20 protein-coding genes are annotated in these 19,324 nt (G+C 49.4%); 3 read left to right on the forward strand and 17 right to left on the reverse strand.

Translation table 11 applies throughout. The features are described from left to right. Positions 1-76 precede the first annotated feature (76 nt). On the forward strand, positions 77-1,267 hold the full coding sequence (locus tag CBP12_RS03620) for a Bcr/CflA family multidrug efflux MFS transporter (protein ID WP_086963039.1): 1,191 nt from the start codon (positions 77-79) through the stop codon (positions 1,265-1,267). A gap of 6 nt (positions 1,268-1,273) precedes the next feature. On the opposite strand, the gene CBP12_RS03625 is transcribed toward CBP12_RS03620, so the two are convergent. The 15 genes from CBP12_RS03625 to yceD all read right to left on the reverse strand — a co-directional run bounded on the left by CBP12_RS03625 (position 1,274) and on the right by yceD (position 13,332). Next, positions 1,274-2,233 (reverse strand): SPFH domain-containing protein, encoded by a 960-nt coding sequence (locus tag CBP12_RS03625; protein WP_086963041.1) that lies wholly within the window; start codon positions 2,231-2,233, stop codon positions 1,274-1,276. Between the two features lie 14 nt (positions 2,234-2,247). Beyond that, complete coding sequence (locus tag CBP12_RS03630; protein WP_086963042.1) at positions 2,248-2,661, reverse strand: NfeD family protein; 414 nt, start codon at positions 2,659-2,661, stop codon at positions 2,248-2,250. 30 nt (positions 2,662-2,691) lie between these two features. After that, the gene (locus CBP12_RS03635) at positions 2,692-3,522 is read right to left on the reverse strand and encodes a TatD family hydrolase (protein ID WP_198341849.1); all 831 of its coding nucleotides are present in this window, start codon (positions 3,520-3,522) and stop codon (positions 2,692-2,694) included. A 44-nt stretch (positions 3,523-3,566) separates the two neighbouring features. Beyond that, positions 3,567-4,544, reverse strand: coding sequence for a DNA polymerase III subunit delta' (holB, locus tag CBP12_RS03640; RefSeq protein WP_232455139.1), 978 nt, complete (start codon positions 4,542-4,544; stop codon positions 3,567-3,569). Next, positions 4,525-5,151, reverse strand: a complete 627-nt coding sequence (gene tmk, locus CBP12_RS03645) for a dTMP kinase (RefSeq protein ID WP_198341850.1) — start codon at positions 5,149-5,151, stop codon at positions 4,525-4,527. The genes holB and tmk overlap by 20 nt, the downstream gene beginning before the upstream one ends. Before the next feature lie 3 nt (positions 5,152-5,154). Then, a complete protein-coding gene (gene mltG / locus CBP12_RS03650) occupies positions 5,155-6,162 on the reverse strand; it encodes an endolytic transglycosylase MltG (protein WP_086963048.1) in 1,008 nt (335 codons plus the stop codon). Beyond that, positions 6,146-6,994, reverse strand: a complete 849-nt coding sequence (gene pabC / locus CBP12_RS03655) for an aminodeoxychorismate lyase (RefSeq protein WP_086965349.1) — start codon at positions 6,992-6,994, stop codon at positions 6,146-6,148. The genes mltG and pabC overlap by 17 nt, the downstream gene beginning before the upstream one ends. A 59-nt stretch (positions 6,995-7,053) precedes the next feature. After that, positions 7,054-8,295: a beta-ketoacyl-ACP synthase II gene (gene fabF, locus CBP12_RS03660; protein ID WP_086963050.1), complete on the reverse strand. Its 1,242-nt coding sequence runs from the start codon at positions 8,293-8,295 to the stop codon at positions 7,054-7,056. A 72-nt stretch (positions 8,296-8,367) separates the two neighbouring features. After that, positions 8,368-8,604 (reverse strand): acyl carrier protein, encoded by a 237-nt coding sequence (acpP, locus tag CBP12_RS03665; protein WP_086963052.1) that lies wholly within the window; start codon positions 8,602-8,604, stop codon positions 8,368-8,370. A 158-nt stretch (positions 8,605-8,762) separates the two neighbouring features. Beyond that, positions 8,763-9,497 carry a 3-oxoacyl-ACP reductase FabG gene (gene fabG / locus CBP12_RS03670; RefSeq protein ID WP_086963055.1) on the reverse strand — a complete coding sequence of 245 codons (735 nt, stop codon included), beginning with the start codon at positions 9,495-9,497 and terminating at the stop codon, positions 8,763-8,765. 120 nt (positions 9,498-9,617) lie between these two features. Further along, entirely contained in the window at positions 9,618-10,556 is a 939-nt protein-coding gene (gene fabD, locus CBP12_RS03675; protein ID WP_086963057.1) for an ACP S-malonyltransferase, read from the reverse strand. Between the two features lie 78 nt (positions 10,557-10,634). Further along, the gene (locus CBP12_RS03680) at positions 10,635-11,594 is read right to left on the reverse strand and encodes a beta-ketoacyl-ACP synthase III (RefSeq protein ID WP_086963059.1); all 960 of its coding nucleotides are present in this window, start codon (positions 11,592-11,594) and stop codon (positions 10,635-10,637) included. Between the two features lie 5 nt (positions 11,595-11,599). Then, the gene (gene plsX / locus CBP12_RS03685) at positions 11,600-12,610 is read right to left on the reverse strand and encodes a phosphate acyltransferase PlsX (RefSeq protein WP_086963062.1); all 1,011 of its coding nucleotides are present in this window, start codon (positions 12,608-12,610) and stop codon (positions 11,600-11,602) included. A gap of 8 nt (positions 12,611-12,618) precedes the next feature. Beyond that, the gene (gene rpmF, locus CBP12_RS03690) at positions 12,619-12,789 is read right to left on the reverse strand and encodes a 50S ribosomal protein L32 (RefSeq protein ID WP_086963063.1); all 171 of its coding nucleotides are present in this window, start codon (positions 12,787-12,789) and stop codon (positions 12,619-12,621) included. A gap of 21 nt (positions 12,790-12,810) precedes the next feature. After that, complete coding sequence (gene yceD / locus CBP12_RS03695) at positions 12,811-13,332, reverse strand: 23S rRNA accumulation protein YceD (RefSeq protein WP_086963064.1); 522 nt, start codon at positions 13,330-13,332, stop codon at positions 12,811-12,813. 202 nt (positions 13,333-13,534) lie between these two features. Here yceD and CBP12_RS03700 point away from each other — a divergent pair, with 202 nt between their 5' ends. Continuing rightward, positions 13,535-14,116 carry a Maf family protein gene (locus CBP12_RS03700; protein ID WP_086965351.1) on the forward strand — a complete coding sequence of 194 codons (582 nt, stop codon included), beginning with the start codon at positions 13,535-13,537 and terminating at the stop codon, positions 14,114-14,116. Positions 14,117-14,201: 85 nt separating this feature from the next. Here CBP12_RS03700 and CBP12_RS03705 read toward each other — a convergent pair whose 3' ends face one another. Beyond that, positions 14,202-14,843 carry an HAD family hydrolase gene (locus CBP12_RS03705; RefSeq protein ID WP_086963066.1) on the reverse strand — a complete coding sequence of 214 codons (642 nt, stop codon included), beginning with the start codon at positions 14,841-14,843 and terminating at the stop codon, positions 14,202-14,204. Further along, positions 14,840-15,796 (reverse strand): 23S rRNA pseudouridine(955/2504/2580) synthase RluC, encoded by a 957-nt coding sequence (gene rluC, locus CBP12_RS03710; RefSeq protein WP_086963068.1) that lies wholly within the window; start codon positions 15,794-15,796, stop codon positions 14,840-14,842. Before rluC ends, CBP12_RS03705 begins: the two co-directional genes overlap by 4 nt. A 344-nt stretch (positions 15,797-16,140) precedes the next feature. Here rluC and rne point away from each other — a divergent pair, with 344 nt between their 5' ends. Further along, complete coding sequence (rne, locus tag CBP12_RS03715; protein WP_086963070.1) at positions 16,141-19,230, forward strand: ribonuclease E; 3,090 nt, start codon at positions 16,141-16,143, stop codon at positions 19,228-19,230. The last annotated feature ends 94 nt before the right edge of the window (positions 19,231-19,324 follow it).

Here is a 19,324-nt window from a genome sequence, read left to right on the forward strand (position 1 = left end):
GGCTTTTAAATTAAGCTCTTTCACTACTAGATGCTCACCCACAGTTACGCGGTGGGCATAGGAGGAACTCCGGCGTATGTCCGCTCGCGCATCTCTACCTCTTATTATCTTACTGGGTGCGGTTTCTGCCCTCACGCCGCTGGCGATAGATATGTATTTACCGGCTATGCCCGCGATTGCCGAGTCGTTAGCTAGCAACTCCCATCGGGTACAAGCCACGCTCGCCGCTTACACCGGCGGTTTTGCCCTTGGGCAATTATTATTTGGCCCCTTATCGGATGCTAAGGGTCGTCGCCCGGTGTTATTAGGTGGCATGACTGTGTTTGCACTCGTCGCCATGCTGTGTGCCATGACAAATTCCGTAGAAAGTCTCACTTGGTTGCGCTGTGCGCAAGGCTTTGCCGGTGCCGCCTCGGCAGTGGTGATACAAGCATTGGTGCGCGACTTATTTAACCGCGAAGACTTTGCGCGCACTATGTCTTATATCACCCTCGTCATGACCCTAGCCCCGTTAATTGCCCCTATGCTAGGTGGGCACTTGGCTCATTGGTTTGGCTGGCGCTCCATATTTTGGGCATTAAGTGGCTTTACGTTATTAGTGGCTCTGGCCTGTAGTATTCGCCTGCCCGAAACGCTGCCCCAGCTAAGGCGCCAACCTCTGCACTTAGGCTCCATATTGCGCAGCTATTTACGTTTACTGACCAGCTCAGTGGCCTTGGGTTATATGCTATGTGGCGCCCTTTCTTTTGCAGGCATGTTTGCTTTTTTAACAGCTGCGTCGTTTATTTATATTGATATTTACGGCATAGCCGCGCCGCAGGTGGGATATTTGTTTGGCTTAAACGTAATAAGCCTCATGGCTTTTACTATTTTTAATGGCCGCTGGGTCCATCGTTTAGGCTCACGGACTATGCTGCGTTTGGCACTGGGGCTGCAATTATTGGCCGGGCTATTATTGCCCATCGGTCCTTTAATGGGCTGGGGGTTGTGGTCGGTGGTGGCCCCCATTATGTTATATGTGGGCGTTATTTCTACTATTGGCAGTAATAGCATGGCCAGCCTACTCAGTAACTTACCTAACTTAGCGGGCACAGCTTCGTCAATGGCGGGCACTCTTCGCTTTGGCTCGGCAGCCTTGGTGGCCGCTTTCGTTGCTACCCTTCCCGATAATAGCCCGCTGTATATGCTGTTTACTATGACCGCTTGCACCTTGTTGGCCAGCTGTGCCTATTTTTTACTGGCTGAGCGACAGCGCCCCGCTATTTAACAATACTTACACTTTAGGCCCTTTGAGTAAGGCTTCAATGCTGCCAATGGCACCTAAGACGCTGCTGGCTTCAAAGGGCAAGAAGACACGCTCTCCGTTTTTAGCAATATCGGGCAAGGTATTTAAATATTCAAGACCGAGCAAATAACCAATCACAAGCTCTGGCTCTAATTGTTGATTACCTGCTAACAGTACTTCTTCAATGGCTTGGCGCTGACCTTGTGCTAATAAAATAGCCGCTTCTTTACTGCCTTCCGCCATTAAAATACTGGAGCGCTTCGCCCCTTCTGCTTGCGCGATGGCCGCTTCTCGCTCCCCACTGGCGCGCAGTACTAGCGCTCGGCGCTCACGCTCGGCCGCCATTTGTTTGCGCATAGCATCTTCTACTTCTGCAGGGATCACTATGTCTTGAATTTCTACCCGCGTAACTTTAACGCCCCATTTATTACCGGCTTCATCCATAACGACTTGTAATTTATCGTTAATTTCTTGGCGTGATTCAAATAACTTATCCAGCTCCATTTTACCCATTTCGGAGCGCAGTGAGGTTTTAGCTAAAATTTCAATCGCTTGGATCAGGTTTTCCGTTTGATACACCGCACGCTCTGGATCAATCACTTGAAAATACAAAGCGCCATTGACCATCACGCTCACGTTGTCGGCAGTCACTACCGACTGCCCGGGAAAGTCTAATACCGTTTCACGGCGGTCAATGCGCAGCTCTTCTGTGATCACGGCAACACTTTTACCTCCGATGGCTTGGTAACGGCGCACTTTAATGGAGCGCGGTTTATCTATAAAAGGGATCACCCAGTTAATACCCGGCGCTAAGGTTTTGTTATAGCTGCCCAGTCGTTCAATAACCACAGCTTCTGATTGCTGAACTATCATCAGGCCTTTGATGACAAAGACTAGAATCAAGGCCACAAATACTAAGACGATCAATAACGTCGGTTCAAACGCCATACTATGCCCTTTTATTAGTCAATGATGGCGGTAATACCATCAAAGCGAGAAATAATGACCTGCTGCCCCACCTTCAAGGAGCGCTTGGCCGTATTGCAAATAAGGTACAGATCACCATCAAATTTAACGCGTAATTCACCCGTGGACAATTGGGCTATCTCTCCCACTTGCTGCTTAGCTTCACCGGCTAAAAAATGGCGCCGCTGAGAGGGTGAAAAGCGGCGAAAAAGAGACTTTAAGCTCGGTGCGAGTAACAAAGCAGAAAGTGCAAATGCCAGCCATTGCCAGATTAACTCCCCGCCTAGTAGTGCGATTAGCATAGCGACCAAGGCGGCCAGTCCAAAAGCAATGGCAAAAAAGCTTAAGCTAAATAGCTCAAGTAATAACAATATTAATCCTGCTATTAACCAAGCTTGCCATGCCAGCACAGCTCTCTCCTTTTATAATATGATGAGGCGCTAATTAGTGTGGTTATTCGCGTGAGTCGGCTGCACGGGCCTTGCCAGTTTAAATAGCTTAAAGAAATTAGCCGTGGTTTGCGCGGCCACTTCTTCGGTGGAAATGCCCTTAAGATTAGCAATAAACTCCGCCACGGTCCGTGTATAAGCCGGCTCATTTTCTTCACCTCGAAACGGCACCGGTGCTAACCAGGGCGAGTCGGTTTCAACGAGCAATCGCTCTAAGGGTAAGGCTTTTACCACTTCACGCAGCGCAGCCGCGCTATTAAAAGTAACGATACCGGAAATAGAAATATAAAAACCCATTTCAATGGCCGCTTGTGCCATGTCTAATGACTCAGTAAAGCAGTGTAATACGCCACCTACTTTTTCAGCTCCGCCTGCTCGTAATACGGCGAGGGTCTCGTCTTGCGCCTGGCGAGTATGAATGATCAATGGCTTATTTAGTGCCACCGCAACCGCTACGTGTTGCTCAAATGACTGGCGCTGCAATGACGCCGACTCAGGAGCATAAAAATAATCTAAGCCAGTTTCGCCAATCGCGACTACCGCTGGATCGCTGGCAAGGGATAATAATAATTCGGGGTTATTGGCTTCATCATCTTGGTGCAAAGGATGCACACCACAAGAAGCAAACACTTGTGGAAAAGGCTTAATGGCGGCCAGCATGTCAGGAAAAGAGCGTAAACTCACGCCAATACACAACATGTGTTCGACCCCGCGGCGGGCGGCCTTAGCAATAACCTCGGTCATATCTTGGTGTTTATTACCGTAATCTAATCTGTCTAAATGGCAATGGGAGTCAACCAGCAAAACTCTCTCCTTTATCATAAAAAATAACGTTCATTTGGCATTATCTCACTTAATTAACTTATTTAATTAAGCCAGTTATTTAACCATAGCTGCCATTGTAGTGAGCTATTGATAGGACGCCCTACCTCATGTTGCGCCTGTGCGGTTAGCGCCATTAATTGGCTAATTGCCTGCGATAACTTAAGGGGACCAAGCTGGCTAAGTGCTTGGGATAAGTCACGATTATCTACAAGTCGCACGCCTTGTGTTGGTAGTCCAAGCGCGCCTTGTAGCGCATCTTGTAATAACAGCTGTAGCCAAATTCGCGACAGCGGCTCAGCAGTTAAGGCACTATGAAGCGGCGCCAGCATTTCTGGCTGAGTGCGCAGCTGACTAAAATCTCTTAATAATTGATGGCGCGCTGCATCGCGTCCTGCCTTTAGGTAAGCTAAGGTGGCTAACGGTGAGCCTTGATTGACACTTAACGCACCCCGCCAGCTAGCTTGACTCTCAGCAGGCAAGTCTTGGCTGCCAAGCCAGTCGAGCGCTTGCTCAGTGTCGGGTAGCGGCACTAACCATTGTTGACAGCGACTGGTAATAGTGGGTAATAAATACTCTGGCTTAGCACTGATCAAAATCAACGTCGCTTGGCCGTTTGGCTCTTCCAGTGTTTTAAGTAGGGCATTGGCCGCCGCCTCGGTCATTTTTTCTGCATCAATAATTAGCGCCACTTTAGCGCGCCCCAGCCGTGGGCGCTCATTTAACACGGCACATAGTTGGCGAATGCTATCCACCCCTATGCTGCGCGTCTCGCTACTCACTCGGTGCAAGTCACTGTGAGTGCCCGCTTGAAAAAGCAAACAGGAATGGCAGTCTCCACAAGGCAGTGTCTTAGATGCATTGTTTTCAGTGGTTTGACACAATAAACCTTGCGCTAACAAGGTGGCAAATTGCACTTTGCCTAAGCCGGCTGCCCCTTTAATAAGTAAAGCATGAGCTAATTGTTGCTGTGCAACCAGCGGCATCATTTGCGCTGTTAACTCACTTAGCCAAGGATACAAACCAAGTCTCCAAGGCGGTTAATACCGACTCTTTTACGGTAGTTTCATCTTGGCTGGCATCAATTATTCGACATTTAGGCTCTTGTTTAGCCAAGCTTAAATAAACCTCGCGGGTGCGTTCAAAAAAGCTTAACTGCTCTTGTTCGATGCGATCGAGCTCGCCACGAATTTGCGCTCTTGCCAAGCCCACCACTGGGTCTAGGTCTAGATATAAAATAAGATCGGGGGCAAAATCACCTAAGACCGCCCGCTTTATTTGACGAATTAAATCACTGTCTATGCCTCGTCCGCCGCCTTGATAGGCTAGCGAAGACCAGTCGTGGCGATCACCCACCACCCAACAATCTGCGGCTAACGCTGGCTCAATGCGGTTACGCACTAACTGTACCCGCGCGGCGTACATTAATAACAGCTCGGCTTCTACGGTGAGCGGTTCATCATGCACTTCTTTAATTAAGTGGCGCATACGTTCGGCTAAAGGTGTGCCACCGGGCTCGCGAGTACTCACCACACTTATGCCGCGCGCTTGCAGCCATGCGACGACATGAGCGTGAACCGTGCTTTTACCCGCGCCTTCTAAGCCTTCAATGACGATAAACTGGCTCATAATTTACCTTTTAAGAATGTAACGACGCACTGCATTATTATGCTCGTTTAACGATTTAGAAAAATAATGCCGCCCTTCACCCATGGCCACAAAATAATAATAATTGCTGTCTTTTGGATGCAAGGTAGCCAAAATAGCTTCTTTACTCGACATGGCAATAGGACTAGGCGGCAAGCCATCAATCATATAGGTGTTATAAGGAGTATGAGTTTGTAAGTCTTTCTTTCGAATATTACCGTCATAATCCTCACCCATGCCATAGATCACCGTGGGATCGGTTTGCAAGCGCATCGACACTCGCAAGCGATTAACAAATACTGAGGCAATCAAGGGTCGTTCTTCGGCGATACCGGTTTCTTTCTCAATAATGGACGCCAAAATTAACGCTTCATAGGGAGTGTTGATCGGCAAGTTATCTTGGCGCTCAGGCCATGCCTGCTCTATAAACTCCACCATATCATCATAAGCACGTTGCAAAATAGATAAGTCAGTATCACCCGGAGTATAGCTATAGGTCTCAGGTAGCAACCAGCCTTCTAACTTAGACTGTTCTAGTCCCAATTGCTTGGCAATAGCGGCTTCACTTTGTCCTTGTAAGGTAGTTTCTAAATACTCTGCCTTAGCCAGCTTTTCTCGCCAATCACTTAAGCGCAAGCCTTCTACTAAAGTCACCTGCAAGCGATAGGTATCGCCCGCAACAATGGCTTGCAATGCCTCTCGCACCGAGGTGTCTGGCTCAAATTTATAGGTTCCTTGGCGCACATTGGCCAGCTCTGGATGAAAGCGCAACCAGAGTTTTTTAACATAGAGTGGGACGGATTGTTCACTTAAACGATTAATTAACACACTGCTTGTTTCACCGCGCGCCACCACAAATAATGGGGAGTCGGTATCGGCAATAGGCGCATTCTCTAATTGCTGCCATTCTTGATAGCTATATATCGCCAGGCCACCGATGACCAGCACCGCCAATAGAAACAGTCGCCCTAACCACTTAATTAGTCTTTTCATAAGCCTGTTGCAATTCCTTAGTTATCTGAGAATTTTGGTTGTTAAAATCCACTCGGTTAACGGGCAGTAAGGGATTATTGAGAACTGCGGTATCTGTGTTTGGTGGCCCAATAATGGCCTTTATCGCTACTATGCCAAGCAGAGCATTGCTTAGCCAGACTTCATCGGCGCCAAATACCTCACTTAAGGGCGCTTGAGTGAAGGTCAGTCTTGCTCCTAAATAATCCTGGCTCCACGCGCGCATCGTTCCCCATACCCCAAGCTCACTCAACACAGGTGTAAAGATGTGCTCGCCTGTTCGCCAAAATACATTGGCGGTCACCGCTTCTTGTACTCGCCCTTGACTATCACACACTAAGGCTTCGGACCAACCGTGGCGCTCAAGTTCGGTTTTTAATAACACTTGCTCTAAACGATTAATGGTTTTTAAGCCTGCTAATAATGGCGAGCAGCCAAGACGGCCTTGGCACACGCCGATCTCAATACCTTGCTGGCGCCACTGATAATAATGCGCCGGAAAAGAAGACACCGTGATCACCACTTGGGTGCGCTCACAGCCTTGAATGCTATAGCCGCGCCCGCCCCTACCCCGCACCAAGGTAATGCGCACCACTTGATCCGCTGTCGCATCAAGGTGAGCCAGCAGTTGGGACTTAACCTCTTGCCAATTAGGCATCGGCATGTGCAACCGTTCACAGGCATGGCTTAGGCGAGCCCGATGGTAAGGCCAATGACGAATGCGCCCATAAGGAGCATGTAGCGTAGTAAAATGGCCATCGCCTAATTGCCAGCCACGACTTAACGCACAGGTGTCAGTGGGGATTGCCTGCATAACGCCCTCAATAAAAAAGCCCGGCACAAGGCCGGGCTTTAAGCATGGCCAAAGGGCCATTATATGCGTTTAAAAATCAATGAGCCATTGGTGCCACCAAAGCCAAACGAGTTGGATAAGGCGTAGTCAAATTGGCCTTCTTTCGCGGTATGCGCCACTAAGTCTAAATCGCACTCTTCATCTGGATTATCCAAATTAATGGTGGGCGGTGCAATTTGGTCGCGCAATGCCAGTACGCTAAAGATAGCTTCAATCGCTCCGGCCGCACCTAACAGATGACCGGTCATCGATTTAGTAGAGCTTATCATCAAGTGTTTAGCATGCTCGCCAAACACTTGCTTCATGCCGCGCAGCTCTGCCACATCCCCTAAGGGGGTAGAAGTACCATGAGCATTCACATAGCCAATAACATTTGGCGCAATGCCAGCATCCTTTATAGCATTGCTCATGGCTTTGGCACCACCGCAACCCTCTGCAGGAGGCGCTGTCATATGATAAGCATCACCACTCATGCCAAAACCCACTAACTCAGCATACATCTTGGCGCCGCGCGCTTTAGCATGTTCGTATTCTTCAAGTACCATCACACCGGCACCATCGCCTAGTACAAAGCCATCACGGTCTGTATCCCAAGGGCGGCTGGCTTTTTGCGGCTCATCATTGCGCGTTGATAGCGCGCGCGCTGCAGAAAAGCCACCCATGCCCATAGGAGTAGAGGCTTTTTCTGTGCCACCGGCCACCATAGCATCGGCGTCACCATAGGCAATCATGCGTGCTGCCAAACCAATGCTATGGGTACCTGTAGTACACGCAGTAGTGACCGCAATATTAGGGCCCTGTAAGCCTTTCATGATTGATAAATGCCCCGACACCATATTAATAATGGTGGAAGGTACAAAAAACGGGCTTAATTTACGAGGGCCACTGGCCAGCAAATTAGTGTGATTTTGTTCAATTAAACCAAGGCCACCAATGCCGGAGCCTACGGATACACCAACGCGATCGGCATTGGCGTCTGTAATTTCAAGTCCGGAGTCGGCAAGTGCCTGTAAACCGGCTGCCACGCCATATTGGATGAACAAGTCCATCTTGCGGGCTTCTTTCTTTGCGATACCATGATCTTCGGGATCGAAGTCCTTGACCAGGCCTGCGAATTTGGTGTTGTAATCGGTTGTATCAAAGTGTTCGATATTGCTAATGCCACTTTTGCCTGCCAACAAGGCCTGCCAGCTGGCATCAACCGTGTTACCGACAGGAGATAGCATACCGAGGCCAGTCACCACGACTCTGCGTTTGGACACAGGAGCGTCTCCGAATGGGGATTAAAACGGGGCAGCGCCGAAGTAACACAGGGTCACTTCGGCGCAAATTTATTACTCTTGATTCGCGTTGATGTAATCAACTGCCGCTTTAACGGTAGTGATTTTTTCAGCTTCTTCATCAGGAATTTCAGTGTCGAATTCTTCTTCCAATGCCATTACTAACTCTACGGTGTCCAAAGAGTCGGCACCTAAGTCGTCAACAAAAGAAGCTTCAGACTTAACTTCTTCTTCTTTAACACCCAGTTGTTCAATGATGATTTTTTTTACGCGTTCTTCGATGTTGCTCATGACCAATATTATCCTTTAGAAATACGCAAGTGCGTGTCGTTGCGCTAGTGTATTAAATTAACCGTCGTTTGCAAGACTATTTAGGGCTGGTCTAACCAGAATTCATGCCTAAAATGCTGCATTTTCCACCAAACAGCCGCCAACTGCGGAGATTTCCATCACACCATGTACATGCCGCCATTTACGTGCAGCGTTTCACCCGTGATATAAGCAGCTTCTTCTGAGGCTAAAAAAGCCACAGCCGAAGCAATTTCCTTGGCTGCTCCTAAGCGACCTGCAGGAACTTGAGATAAGATCCCCGCCTTTTGATCATCACTTAGTGCCTGTGTCATGTCAGTTTCAATAAAGCCTGGCGAGACGACGTTGACGGTAATGCCACGTGAGGCAACTTCTCTCGCTAATGACTTACTAAAACCAATTAAGCCGGCCTTAGCGGCAGCATAGTTAGCTTGGCCGCCATTGCCCATAGTGCCCACCACTGAGCCAATAGAGATAATGCGGCCAAAGCGTTTTTTCATCATGGCGCGCAATACCGCTTTAGACAACCGAAATACCGAGGTTAAGTTAGTGTCTATGATATCTTGCCACTCGTCATCTTTCATCCGCATGAGCAGATTATCACGCGTAATGCCGGCGTTATTGACTAAGATATCTATTTCGCCAAATTGTGATTTAACATCACTTAAAAACTGCTCTAAAGAAGCGGCATCGGTGACATTTAACACTAAACCACTTCCTTGCTCCCCTAAATACTCACTGATCGCTTGGGCGCCCTGCTCGCTGGTAGCAGTACCAACCACAAAGGCACCGCGCGCCGCAAAGAGCTCTGCTGTAGCGCGACCAATGCCACGACTGGCACCAGTCACCAATACCAGCTTTTTACTAACGCTCATAATTACTCCTTTAATAATGAAAAATCGGCGGCGCATTCACAAAACAAATGGCACATAGTCATGAAATGGCATGTGGCATGGCTCAATTGACGCCACCGACTTTACTCATTTTATCGATTATTACGCACCCGCGACGTCAGCTAAGGCCCGCTCCAGACTGGCATTATCATTCACTGCGAGTCCTTCTACCCGTTTATCAATGCGCTTGGCTAAGCCTGATAATACTTTGCCTGGACCAAATTCAAGCGATAAGGTCACTCCTAACCCTACCATGGCCTCTACCGTCTCAGTCCAACGTACTGGGCTATAAAGTTGGCGTACTAAGGCGTCTTTAATGGCAGCACTGGTATTTTCTTGAGCGACGTCCACGTTATTAATCACGCTCACCACTGGCTCATTAAAGACCATATCGGTTAAGGTATGTTCCAGTTTTTCTGCAGCACTGCGCATTAATGCACAATGGGAGGGTACGCTCACCGGTAACGGGAGCGCGCGCTTAGCCCCACTTTCTTTCATTAAAATATTAGCGCGCTCGACCGCGGCTTTATTACCCGCAATCACCACTTGGCCAGGAGAGTTAAAATTAACCGGCGACACCACCTCGCCTTGTTCGGCTAGCGCACAGTTCGCAATAATGGTGTCATTATCTAAGCCAATAATGGCAGACATGGCGCCACTGCCTTCTGGTACGGCTTCTTGCATGAGCTGGCCGCGCAATTCGACTAACTTAACGGCATCTGCCAGTGATAACACCTCAGCACAGACGAGGGCGGAATACTCACCCAAACTATGACCGGCCATCACATCGGGCATAGCCCCGCCTTGCTCGCGCCATAAACGCCAAATTGCTACCGAAGCGGTTAATAATGCCGGCTGGGTTCGCCACGTCTGATTCAATGCCTCAGCCGGACCCATTAATACCAGCTCACTCAGGTCATAGCCTAAAGACGCAGATGCTTCAGCAAAGGTGTGCTTAATAATGTCATGCTCAGCAAACAGCTCACTGAGCATACCCACGGTTTGGGAGCCTTGGCCGGGAAAGGTAATGGCAAATGTCATTGTAGATCCTTATCTATGTAGTAAGCGCATCTATTGCACCCAAGCGCTTGCCTCGCTGATGAGCGAATGCTGCTTAACTTAAAATCGAATGAGCGCTGAGCCCCAAGCAAATCCACCGCCAAAGGCTTCAAGCAACACTAAATGGCCGCGCTGAATACGTCCATCGCGTACCCCTTCATCGAAGGCGATCGGTACGCTGGCAGCAGAGGTATTGCCGTGGCGATCTAAGGTTAGGATAACTTTATCAATTGACATACCCAACTTGCGGGCAGTGGCGTTAATAATACGATAATTAGCTTGGTGAGGCACTAGCCAGTCTAGCTCTGACTTATCAATATTATTGGCTTCTAAGGTCTGGGTCACAATTTCGCTTAACCGTGAGACCGCCACCTTGAAAACATCGTTGCCTTTCATGCTCATATAGGCATTCATATCATCGCCGCTGATACCGCGCTGGCGATGAGGCAGTTTTAGCATGTCGCTATAGCGGCCATCGGCATGTAAATGGGTGGATAAGATACCGGGCTCTTCTGAGGCGCCAATCACTACCGCACCGGCACCATCGCCAAATAAGATAATGGTGCCACGATCTTGTGGGTCACACATTCTAGATAGCGCATCCGCGCCGATTACTAAGATATGGCGCGCGGCACCACTTTTAATAAATTGATCCGCCACACTTAAGGCATAACTAAACCCGGCGCAGGCAGCAGCAATATCAAAAGCTGCAATGCCTTGTACGTCTAGTAAGGCTTGAACTTCACAGGCGGCAGCAGGAAAGGCATTTTCACCACTGGTGGTGGCAAGAATAATCATATCTAAGTCGCTAGCCGCTAATCCGGCGGCCTCAAGGGCGCGCAACGATGCCTGATAAGACATAGTAGTGATAGATTCATCTGCACCGGCAATACGGCGTTCGCGGATGCCCGTACGCTCCACTATCCAAGTATCATTTGTCTCTACCATTTTTTCTAAGTCGGCGTTAGTACGTATCGCCGCAGGCAGGTAGCTGCCGGTTCCCAAAATTTTACTGTTCATAGGCGTTATCTTGCGTGACTGTCCTGTGGGGCAGTGTCGAAACGATGCGCGATATTCGCTGGCAAATCTTGTTTAATTTCAGAAATAGCCTGCAAAATCGCATTAAAGAAGGCAGGTGAGCCCGCACTGCCATGGCTTTTCACCACACTGGCGCGCAATCCTATCAGACTCGCACCGTTATACTGGTCGGGGTTCAGATGAGAGAGTCGTTTTTTTAACCAAAAAGACAATATCTTACTTAATAAGCCGCGCTTTAGGGGCTGACCAATTAACAGCCGTGCAATACCTTCACTGGTTTTAAGCGCCACGTTACCAACAAAACCATCGCAAACAATCACGTCTGCTTGGTTAATGAACAACGACGTCCCTTCAATGTAGCCCGAATAATTAAGTCCGGATATCGCACTTAAGCGTTTACTGGCTTCGCGTACAGTTTCATTACCTTTAGTCGCTTCCATACCGACATTGAGTAAGGCAATGCGCGGCTGGCTCAATCCTAAAATGCGCTGCGCGGCTTGCTCGCCCATTAAAGCAAATTGCACTAATTGCTGGGCGCTGCAACTAATATTGGCGCCCACATCAAGCAATAAGGCATGCCCTGCTCCTTCTTGAGGCAGGCGCGTAATTAAGGCGGGGCGATCAACACCGGGCACAGTACTGAGTACCTTTACTGCCATAGCCATTAAGGCGCCTGTGTTACCGGCACTCACGCACGCTTGTGCGCGCCCAGATGCTAAAGCATCTAGCGCGTGGCGCATAGAAGAGTCGGTTAGATGGCGCAGGGCAAATGCGGCTTTATGATCATTGCCCACCTGTTGGCTGCAAAAGCAGGTTTTTACTCTGGGATGTTGGTCTAACTTAAGACGTGATAGCCAGGGAGAAAGCTGGGCTTCCACACCAAACATCAACAGATTTAGATCAGGCAGAAGCGACAGTGCCTGCGCGGCGGCAGGCACTGTAATTGAGGGGCCAAAATCTCCCCCCATCATATCTAACGCAACCGTGAGCTGCGACAAGGTTATTATTACTTATTAATAACCTTAACACCGCGGTAAAAACCATCCGCAGTGATGTGATGACGACGGTGCAATTCACCTGAAGTTTTGTCTTCAGACAATGCAGCAGTAGTCAAAGAGTCGTGTGAACGACGGCTTCCGCGCACAGCACGTGATACTTTATTCTTTTGTACGGCCATTTGACCTCACTCCTAAATCAGTTACTTACGTTTTAAGCCTTCCAGCGCTGCGAAAGGATTAGGACGATCTTCTGCGGTGGGAATTGTACCAAAGCTTTGATCAAACTTACCCAATGAACACTGCTCATTTTCATGAGCCGGTATTAAGGGCAAGCTGAGGATAAGTTCATCCTCAATTAATTCAACCAAGTCTATTTCGCCAACATCATCCACTTCAACCGTATCGTAATCTTCCGGCATGTCTGGCACTTCTGCGTTTTTACGCAGCGGTGTGTATGTAAATTCGGATTCTATAGTAGTATCAAACGGCTCGTTACATCTTTGACACTGGAGCGACACTGTCATGCAGGTTTTACCTTGCATAACGAGCAGCCCTTGGGCGTCGGCGCCAAAGTTTAGAGATACGTTGATATCACCACGGATACCTTGGGTTGACTCCGCTACTCTGGGCATAAGCGACGCGCTAAAAACGCCATCATAATGCAGACGATTTAGTGCGCAGCGAGCGGGATCTACCTTTTTGGGCAACTTTACCTTTTCCATAAGGCGCGCATGTTATAGAGCCAAGGCGCTGGAGTCAAAGGGAAAATCATTTCTGCGCGTAAATTTTACTGCGCACTCCTTTTCAACTAAACGAGTCAGTTAAGGCTTATCATGATGTTTAAACAGCAAGGGTCGCAAATCGTGGCTGGGCTTAATACACTGTAGTGCTATGTTGTTTTAGTTTGGGTTTATTATGTCCGCAATCACACCCTCGCTGGTACTGGCGTCGTCTTCAGCCTATCGTCAGCTTTTATTAAACAAATTAGGACTGAGTTTTCACAGTCAAAGCCCCGATATTGACGAGCGACCGCAGCCATTAGAGTCTGGGCCTGCACTGGTACAGCGCCTAGCGGAGCAAAAAGCCTACGCACTGCGTGCGCAATTTCCTCATAGTCTGATTATTGGCGCCGATCAGGTATGTGTTAATAATGGCCACATTGTGGGTAAACCTGGCACGCTGGAAAAAGCGAAAGCCCAATTACTGGCCGCCAGTGGCCAGCACCTCACTTTTTACACCGGTTTGGCGGTGTATGATGTCACCAACAATAACATGCGCTCTATGATTGAGCCCTTTAGCGTGGTATTTCGCACCTTGTGTAGCGCGACCATTGACCGCTATCTGGCTATCGAACCCGCTTTGGACTGCGCTGGGGCCTTTAAATGTGAAGGCTTAGGCATTAGCTTATTTGAGCGTATGGAGGGGCGCGATCCTAATGCGTTGATCGGCCTACCGCTGATTGCCTTGGTGGACTTACTGAGTGAGTTTGGTGTGCAAGTGCCCTAATTTATAGTGAGGCGCGAATCGTGAGGCAGGAGGCGAATGCATCGCACTGTCAGACGCTGGGGCGCCTCCTCACTCTTTAGCATACTTAAACCCACTGGCGTAATTGGCGAATATCATCAATCAGTGCCACTGGTTGGTGCTGCTGTAATCGAGGCGCATCGTGCACGCCATAGGTCACCCCAATACGCGGCATAGCGATGGCTTGGGCCATGGCCAAGTCGTAACTGGAGTCGCCCACCATCACCGCCTCTGACGCGCTAACATTAAGCTCGTCTAAGATCTGTTGCAGCATTAACGGATCGGGCTTAGACACCGCTTGATCGGCACCGCGCAGTGCATGAAAATACTCAGTGAGCTGCGTTTCCATTAGCACCTGATCAAGGCCGGCTCTTTGTTTACCGGTAGCCACTGCGAGTTGATAACCGCGCTGATGTAAGTCTTTGATAAGCTCAGTGGCACCGCTAAATAAAGGAGCGGGCGTGTTATCAAGCTCCATATAATAGCGACGATACACCTGAAGCAGCTGCTCATTTTGCGAAGCCGTCAGCGCGCCAAACAATAAAGGAAGGGCCTTATATAGGCTAAGACCAATAATATTTCGCACCGCACTCGCCTCAGGAATAGGCAAGGCACACGCCTGAGCGCTAGCTTGCATGCTCGAGACAATGCGGTCCACCGAGTCCATTAAGGTGCCGTCCCAATCAAAAATAACTAATCGATAATTCATCTTTTTTTCAACTTAGTCAGCAGTGTTTCTAAACTTGGCTCTAAGGGCGCTTCTATGGTCATCTGCTCTTGAGTCACTGGGTGGAAAAAGCGCAACCGACAGGCATGTAAAAATAATCGCGTCAGACCGAGCTGGCGCATTTGGCTATCAAACTCTTGATCCCCATATTTATTATCACCGGCAATAGGATGGCCGCCGGCTAAGGTATGCACTCGAATTTGATGCGTGCGCCCAGTGATGGGGCTGCAATCAAGTAACGTGGCTTGTTCATATTGTTGAACAATTCGAAAACGAGTATCTGAAGCTTTCCCTTCTCGGGTATCTACACTTACCACGCGATCACCTGAGGGCAGCTCTATTTTTCTTAAGGGCGCTTTTATGGCTCGTTGTTTTGCCGGCCAGTGCCCTGCTACCAGTGCAAAGTAGTGTTTTTCAACGGTCTTTTCTCGCAGCTGCTCATGCAAATTGCGCAACATACTGCGCTTTTTTGCCACGAGCAATAAGCCCGAGGTATCTCGGTCCAAGCGATGCACTAGTTCTAAAAAACGCGCCTCAGGGCGCAGCGCACGCAAGCCTTCAATTAAGCCATAACTTAAGCCACTGCCGCCATGTACTGCCATGCCGGCCGGCTTATTAATAATAAGTAGCGCTTCATCTTCATATAAAATGGCCGCCTCTAGGGGCTGTACCTCATCTAACTTATTAGCAGGCACCGGCGCGGCGCGCTCGGCTACCCGCACGGGTGGGATACGCACCACATCTCCGGCCTGTAGTTTATACTCCGGTTTAATCCGCTTTTTATTAACGCGAACTTCGCCTTTGCGAACAATTCGGTAAATGAGAGTTTTAGGGACCCCTTTGAGTTGGGTACGTAAAAAGTTGTCGATGCGCTGCCCTTGATATTCATCGTCTATAGTGAGCAGTTGTACGCTATGCTGTTGTTCTGGTTTCATGGCTGTATTCTATCATTAGAAAGTGTGAGTAGGGGCAGAAAAGGCGCCTTGCTAAGATTACAGTTAAAGTGTGATAATGGCTCAGATTTTTGTGCTCACCTGCCTCTCTCTCAAAAATGCAGGCGGGTGCGCCCCGTATACCCCTAGCATCTTGTTTTATTCGCGACTTTTGGGCTCTCCCTTACCCGTGAAAAACACCTGAATAAGCGCCTCAAGCGTACCCAGCCGGGAGGCTGTATCCATTACGCTACCAGACTCGAGGCCGGTGCTCGTCGGAATAGACAGCGGTGCTAGGGAAACACCAACACTGTAAAAACAGTAAAAACTTTATAAAAGAGCTATTAATGAAAAGAATGTTAATCAACGCAACTCAAGAAGAAGAGTTGCGTGTTGCCCTAGTAGATGGGCAAAAACTCTATGATTTGGATATTGAAAGCCCAGGTCACGAACAAAAGAAAGCCAATATCTATAAAGGAAAAATTACCCGTGTTGAGCCTAGCCTTGAAGCCGCGTTCGTGGATTATGGTGCGGATCGTCATGGTTTTTTACCCTTAAAAGAAATTGCTCGTAACTATTTCCCTGCAGGCTACACCTATCAAGGCCGCCCTAACATCAAAGAAGTGGTGAAAGAAGGCCAAGAAGTGATTGTACAAATTGATAAAGAAGAGCGCGGTAATAAAGGTGCGGCGCTCACTACCTTTATTAGTTTAGCCGGCTCTTATTTAGTGTTGATGCCCAATAATCCTCGTGCTGGCGGTATCTCGCGTCGTATTGAAGGTGATGAGCGCACCGAGCTTAAAGAAGCACTGTCTCAATTAGACTTACCCGATGGCATGGGTCTTATCGTGCGCACTGCAGGTGTCGGTAAATCCGGTGAAGAGCTAGAATGGGACTTGCATGTATTGCAAGCGCACTGGAACGCCATCCAAGAAGCGGCACAAGGTGGTACGGCGCCCTTTTTAATTCATCAAGAAAGTAACGTCATTGTCCGCGCTATTCGCGACTACTTGCGCCGGGATATTGGTGAAATATTAATCGATAACCCGGTGGTATTTGAACGGGCGCAAAAGCACATTGAGCTGGTGCGACCCGACTCCTTAAAGCTGGTTAAACTCTACGATGGCGATGTGCCTATGTTTAGCCATTATCAAATTGAAAGCCAAATAGAGTCAGCATTTCAACGCGAAGTGCGCCTCCCCTCAGGTGGCAGTATTGTTATAGACCCAACCGAAGCGCTGACCAGTATTGATATTAACTCTTCACGCGCCACCAAAGGCGGTGATATTGAAGAAACTGCCCTACAAACTAACTTAGAAGCCGCCGAAGAAATTGCTCGTCAGTTGCGCCTGCGAGACCTAGGTGGCTTGGTGGTCATCGACTTTATCGACATGACGCCGGTGCGCCATCAGCGAGAAGTTGAAAATAGACTGCGTGATGCGGTGCGCCAAGACAGAGCGCGTATTCAATTAGGTCGCATTTCGCGCTTTGGTTTATTAGAAATGTCTCGCCAACGGCTGCGTCCTTCTTTAGGTGAGTCCAGCACTCATGTTTGCCCACGCTGTTTAGGCCAAGGCACCATTCGTGATAATGAGTCGCTAGCACTGGCTATTTTACGATTAATTGAAGAAGAAGCACTAAAAGACAATACCGGACAAATTCATGGTCAAGTGCCAGTGGATGTAGCGGCTTATCTATTAAATGAAAAACGCAAGTCCATCGCGACTTTAGAGCAGCGCTATAACGTTGAAATTTATATTATTCCTAATGAGCAACTCGAAACGCCGCATTTCTCGGTAGAGCGAGTGCGCAGTGGTGAAGAAGAAAGCGCCACCAGCTATAGCTTAAAAACTCCTGTGGAAAAACGTGTTTACACGCCTCGTGATAGCCAAAATGGCCCTCGTAGCGAGCAACCCGTGCTACAAGGCTTTAGCGCACCGACTCCTGCCCCCCAAGCCACACCCACGGTAGCGGCCACGGCTGCGAGGCCAGGTTTGCTTAGCCGTTTGTTTGCCACTTTAAGTCAGTGGTTAACAGGCGATAACTCAGCCCAAGCTATTCCAGGTGCGACCAGTAATAATACGACAGCACGCCCTAGCCCATCGGCTAACAACGGCCAAAGCGCACGTAACAATGAGCGCTCAGCCTCGCGTACTCAGCCGCGTCGTGAGCGAAGCGATACTCGCAACCCGCGCAATGCGCCGCGCAAGCCGCGCGAAGATGAACGTAGCGCTACCGCGCAATCAGAGCAAAAGCCCGCCACTAAGGGAGCTGCGAGCGAAACACGTAATGAGCGCCCCCGTCGCGAGCGCAGAAAACCGCGCCGTGAGCCAGTTGCCGCTCAGACGCCTGAGACTAGCACCTCACCGACCCAAGCCACTGTGGCTCCTGAGTCTCAGGAGAAAAACTTAGCGGAGCGTCGCCAACGTCGCCAACTAAGAAAGCAGGTTCGAGTCGGTGCAGATAATAGCACTGCAAGTAGCGCAACTTCTCAAAACCAGAGCGCCGAAGCGCCCGCCAAAGAAGCGCTTAAGCGCAGTACTATGCCTAAGCGCAAGCGCATTAACGAAGACAGCCGTCGTCGTCGTCGCGAAGACAGCATCGCCGCTTTAGTGGCCAGCCAAGGTGAAGATAAGTGGATAGCCAGCGAAGACGCACTGGCCGCCGCGCAACCTAAGGCCACTACAGACTCATCTGTTACTCCTACTGAAACATCGGCAAAGGTAGCAGAGCATAAGGCCGCCTTGCAGGCACCACCTGCTAACACACCTGCTGAAACTCAGGAATCAAATGCCCCACAATCTGCAGTAGCAAATCCAGCACAGACAAAAGTGGCAGCGACTAAGCCTGAAGTAGCTAACATTGAGCCAGTGACAGCCTCTGAAGCAACTCAGCCAGAAGCGGTGACAGCTACCCAACCTGAAGCGCCTAAACCTGAAGCGGTTAAGCCAGAGCACGCTAAGGTAGAGGACACTAAGGCAGAAGACACACCTGTCATCTCAGCGCCAGAAATAACGGCTAAGCCCATTCCCGAGACTCAGCCTGAGGTAGCAGAAAGCTCACCTCAACCTAGCGAGCCTCAGCCTAGCGAGCGTCCTACAGAAATTAAGGCCGAAGTGGTAAGCGATGCCAAGCCAGTAGCAGAGGCGTCTAAGTCTAGTGCAGTGGCTGAACAGCCGAGTGCAAACATGGAGCCGACCGCTGCCACTAAGCCAGTGGCAGCGGCGCACCCTAGCGCCGCTAGCGGTTTATACCAAGGCTCACGTCGTGTATCAGCGCCTATGGTTAAACCAGAAGTCATTGCCCAACCGCCTTTTGTAAAGCCAGACTACCCTGCTTTTACTCGGGAGCAGGTAATAACCAGTGGTCGCCATGCGGGCAGTACAGCGGCGCAGCATACCGCCTCTGCCGCCATGACGTCACCTCGCCAGCTCTGATACTATAAACACTAATACAAAGGCTCCTAAGGGAGCCTTTTTTATGCCAGTCAATAGGGGGCATCGCTAATCCCTTCAGCTAAACAGGCTACAC

This window comes from Oceanisphaera avium (genome assembly GCF_002157875.1).
In the GTDB taxonomy this organism is placed as follows: Bacteria; Pseudomonadota; Gammaproteobacteria; order Enterobacterales; family Aeromonadaceae; genus Oceanimonas; species Oceanimonas avium.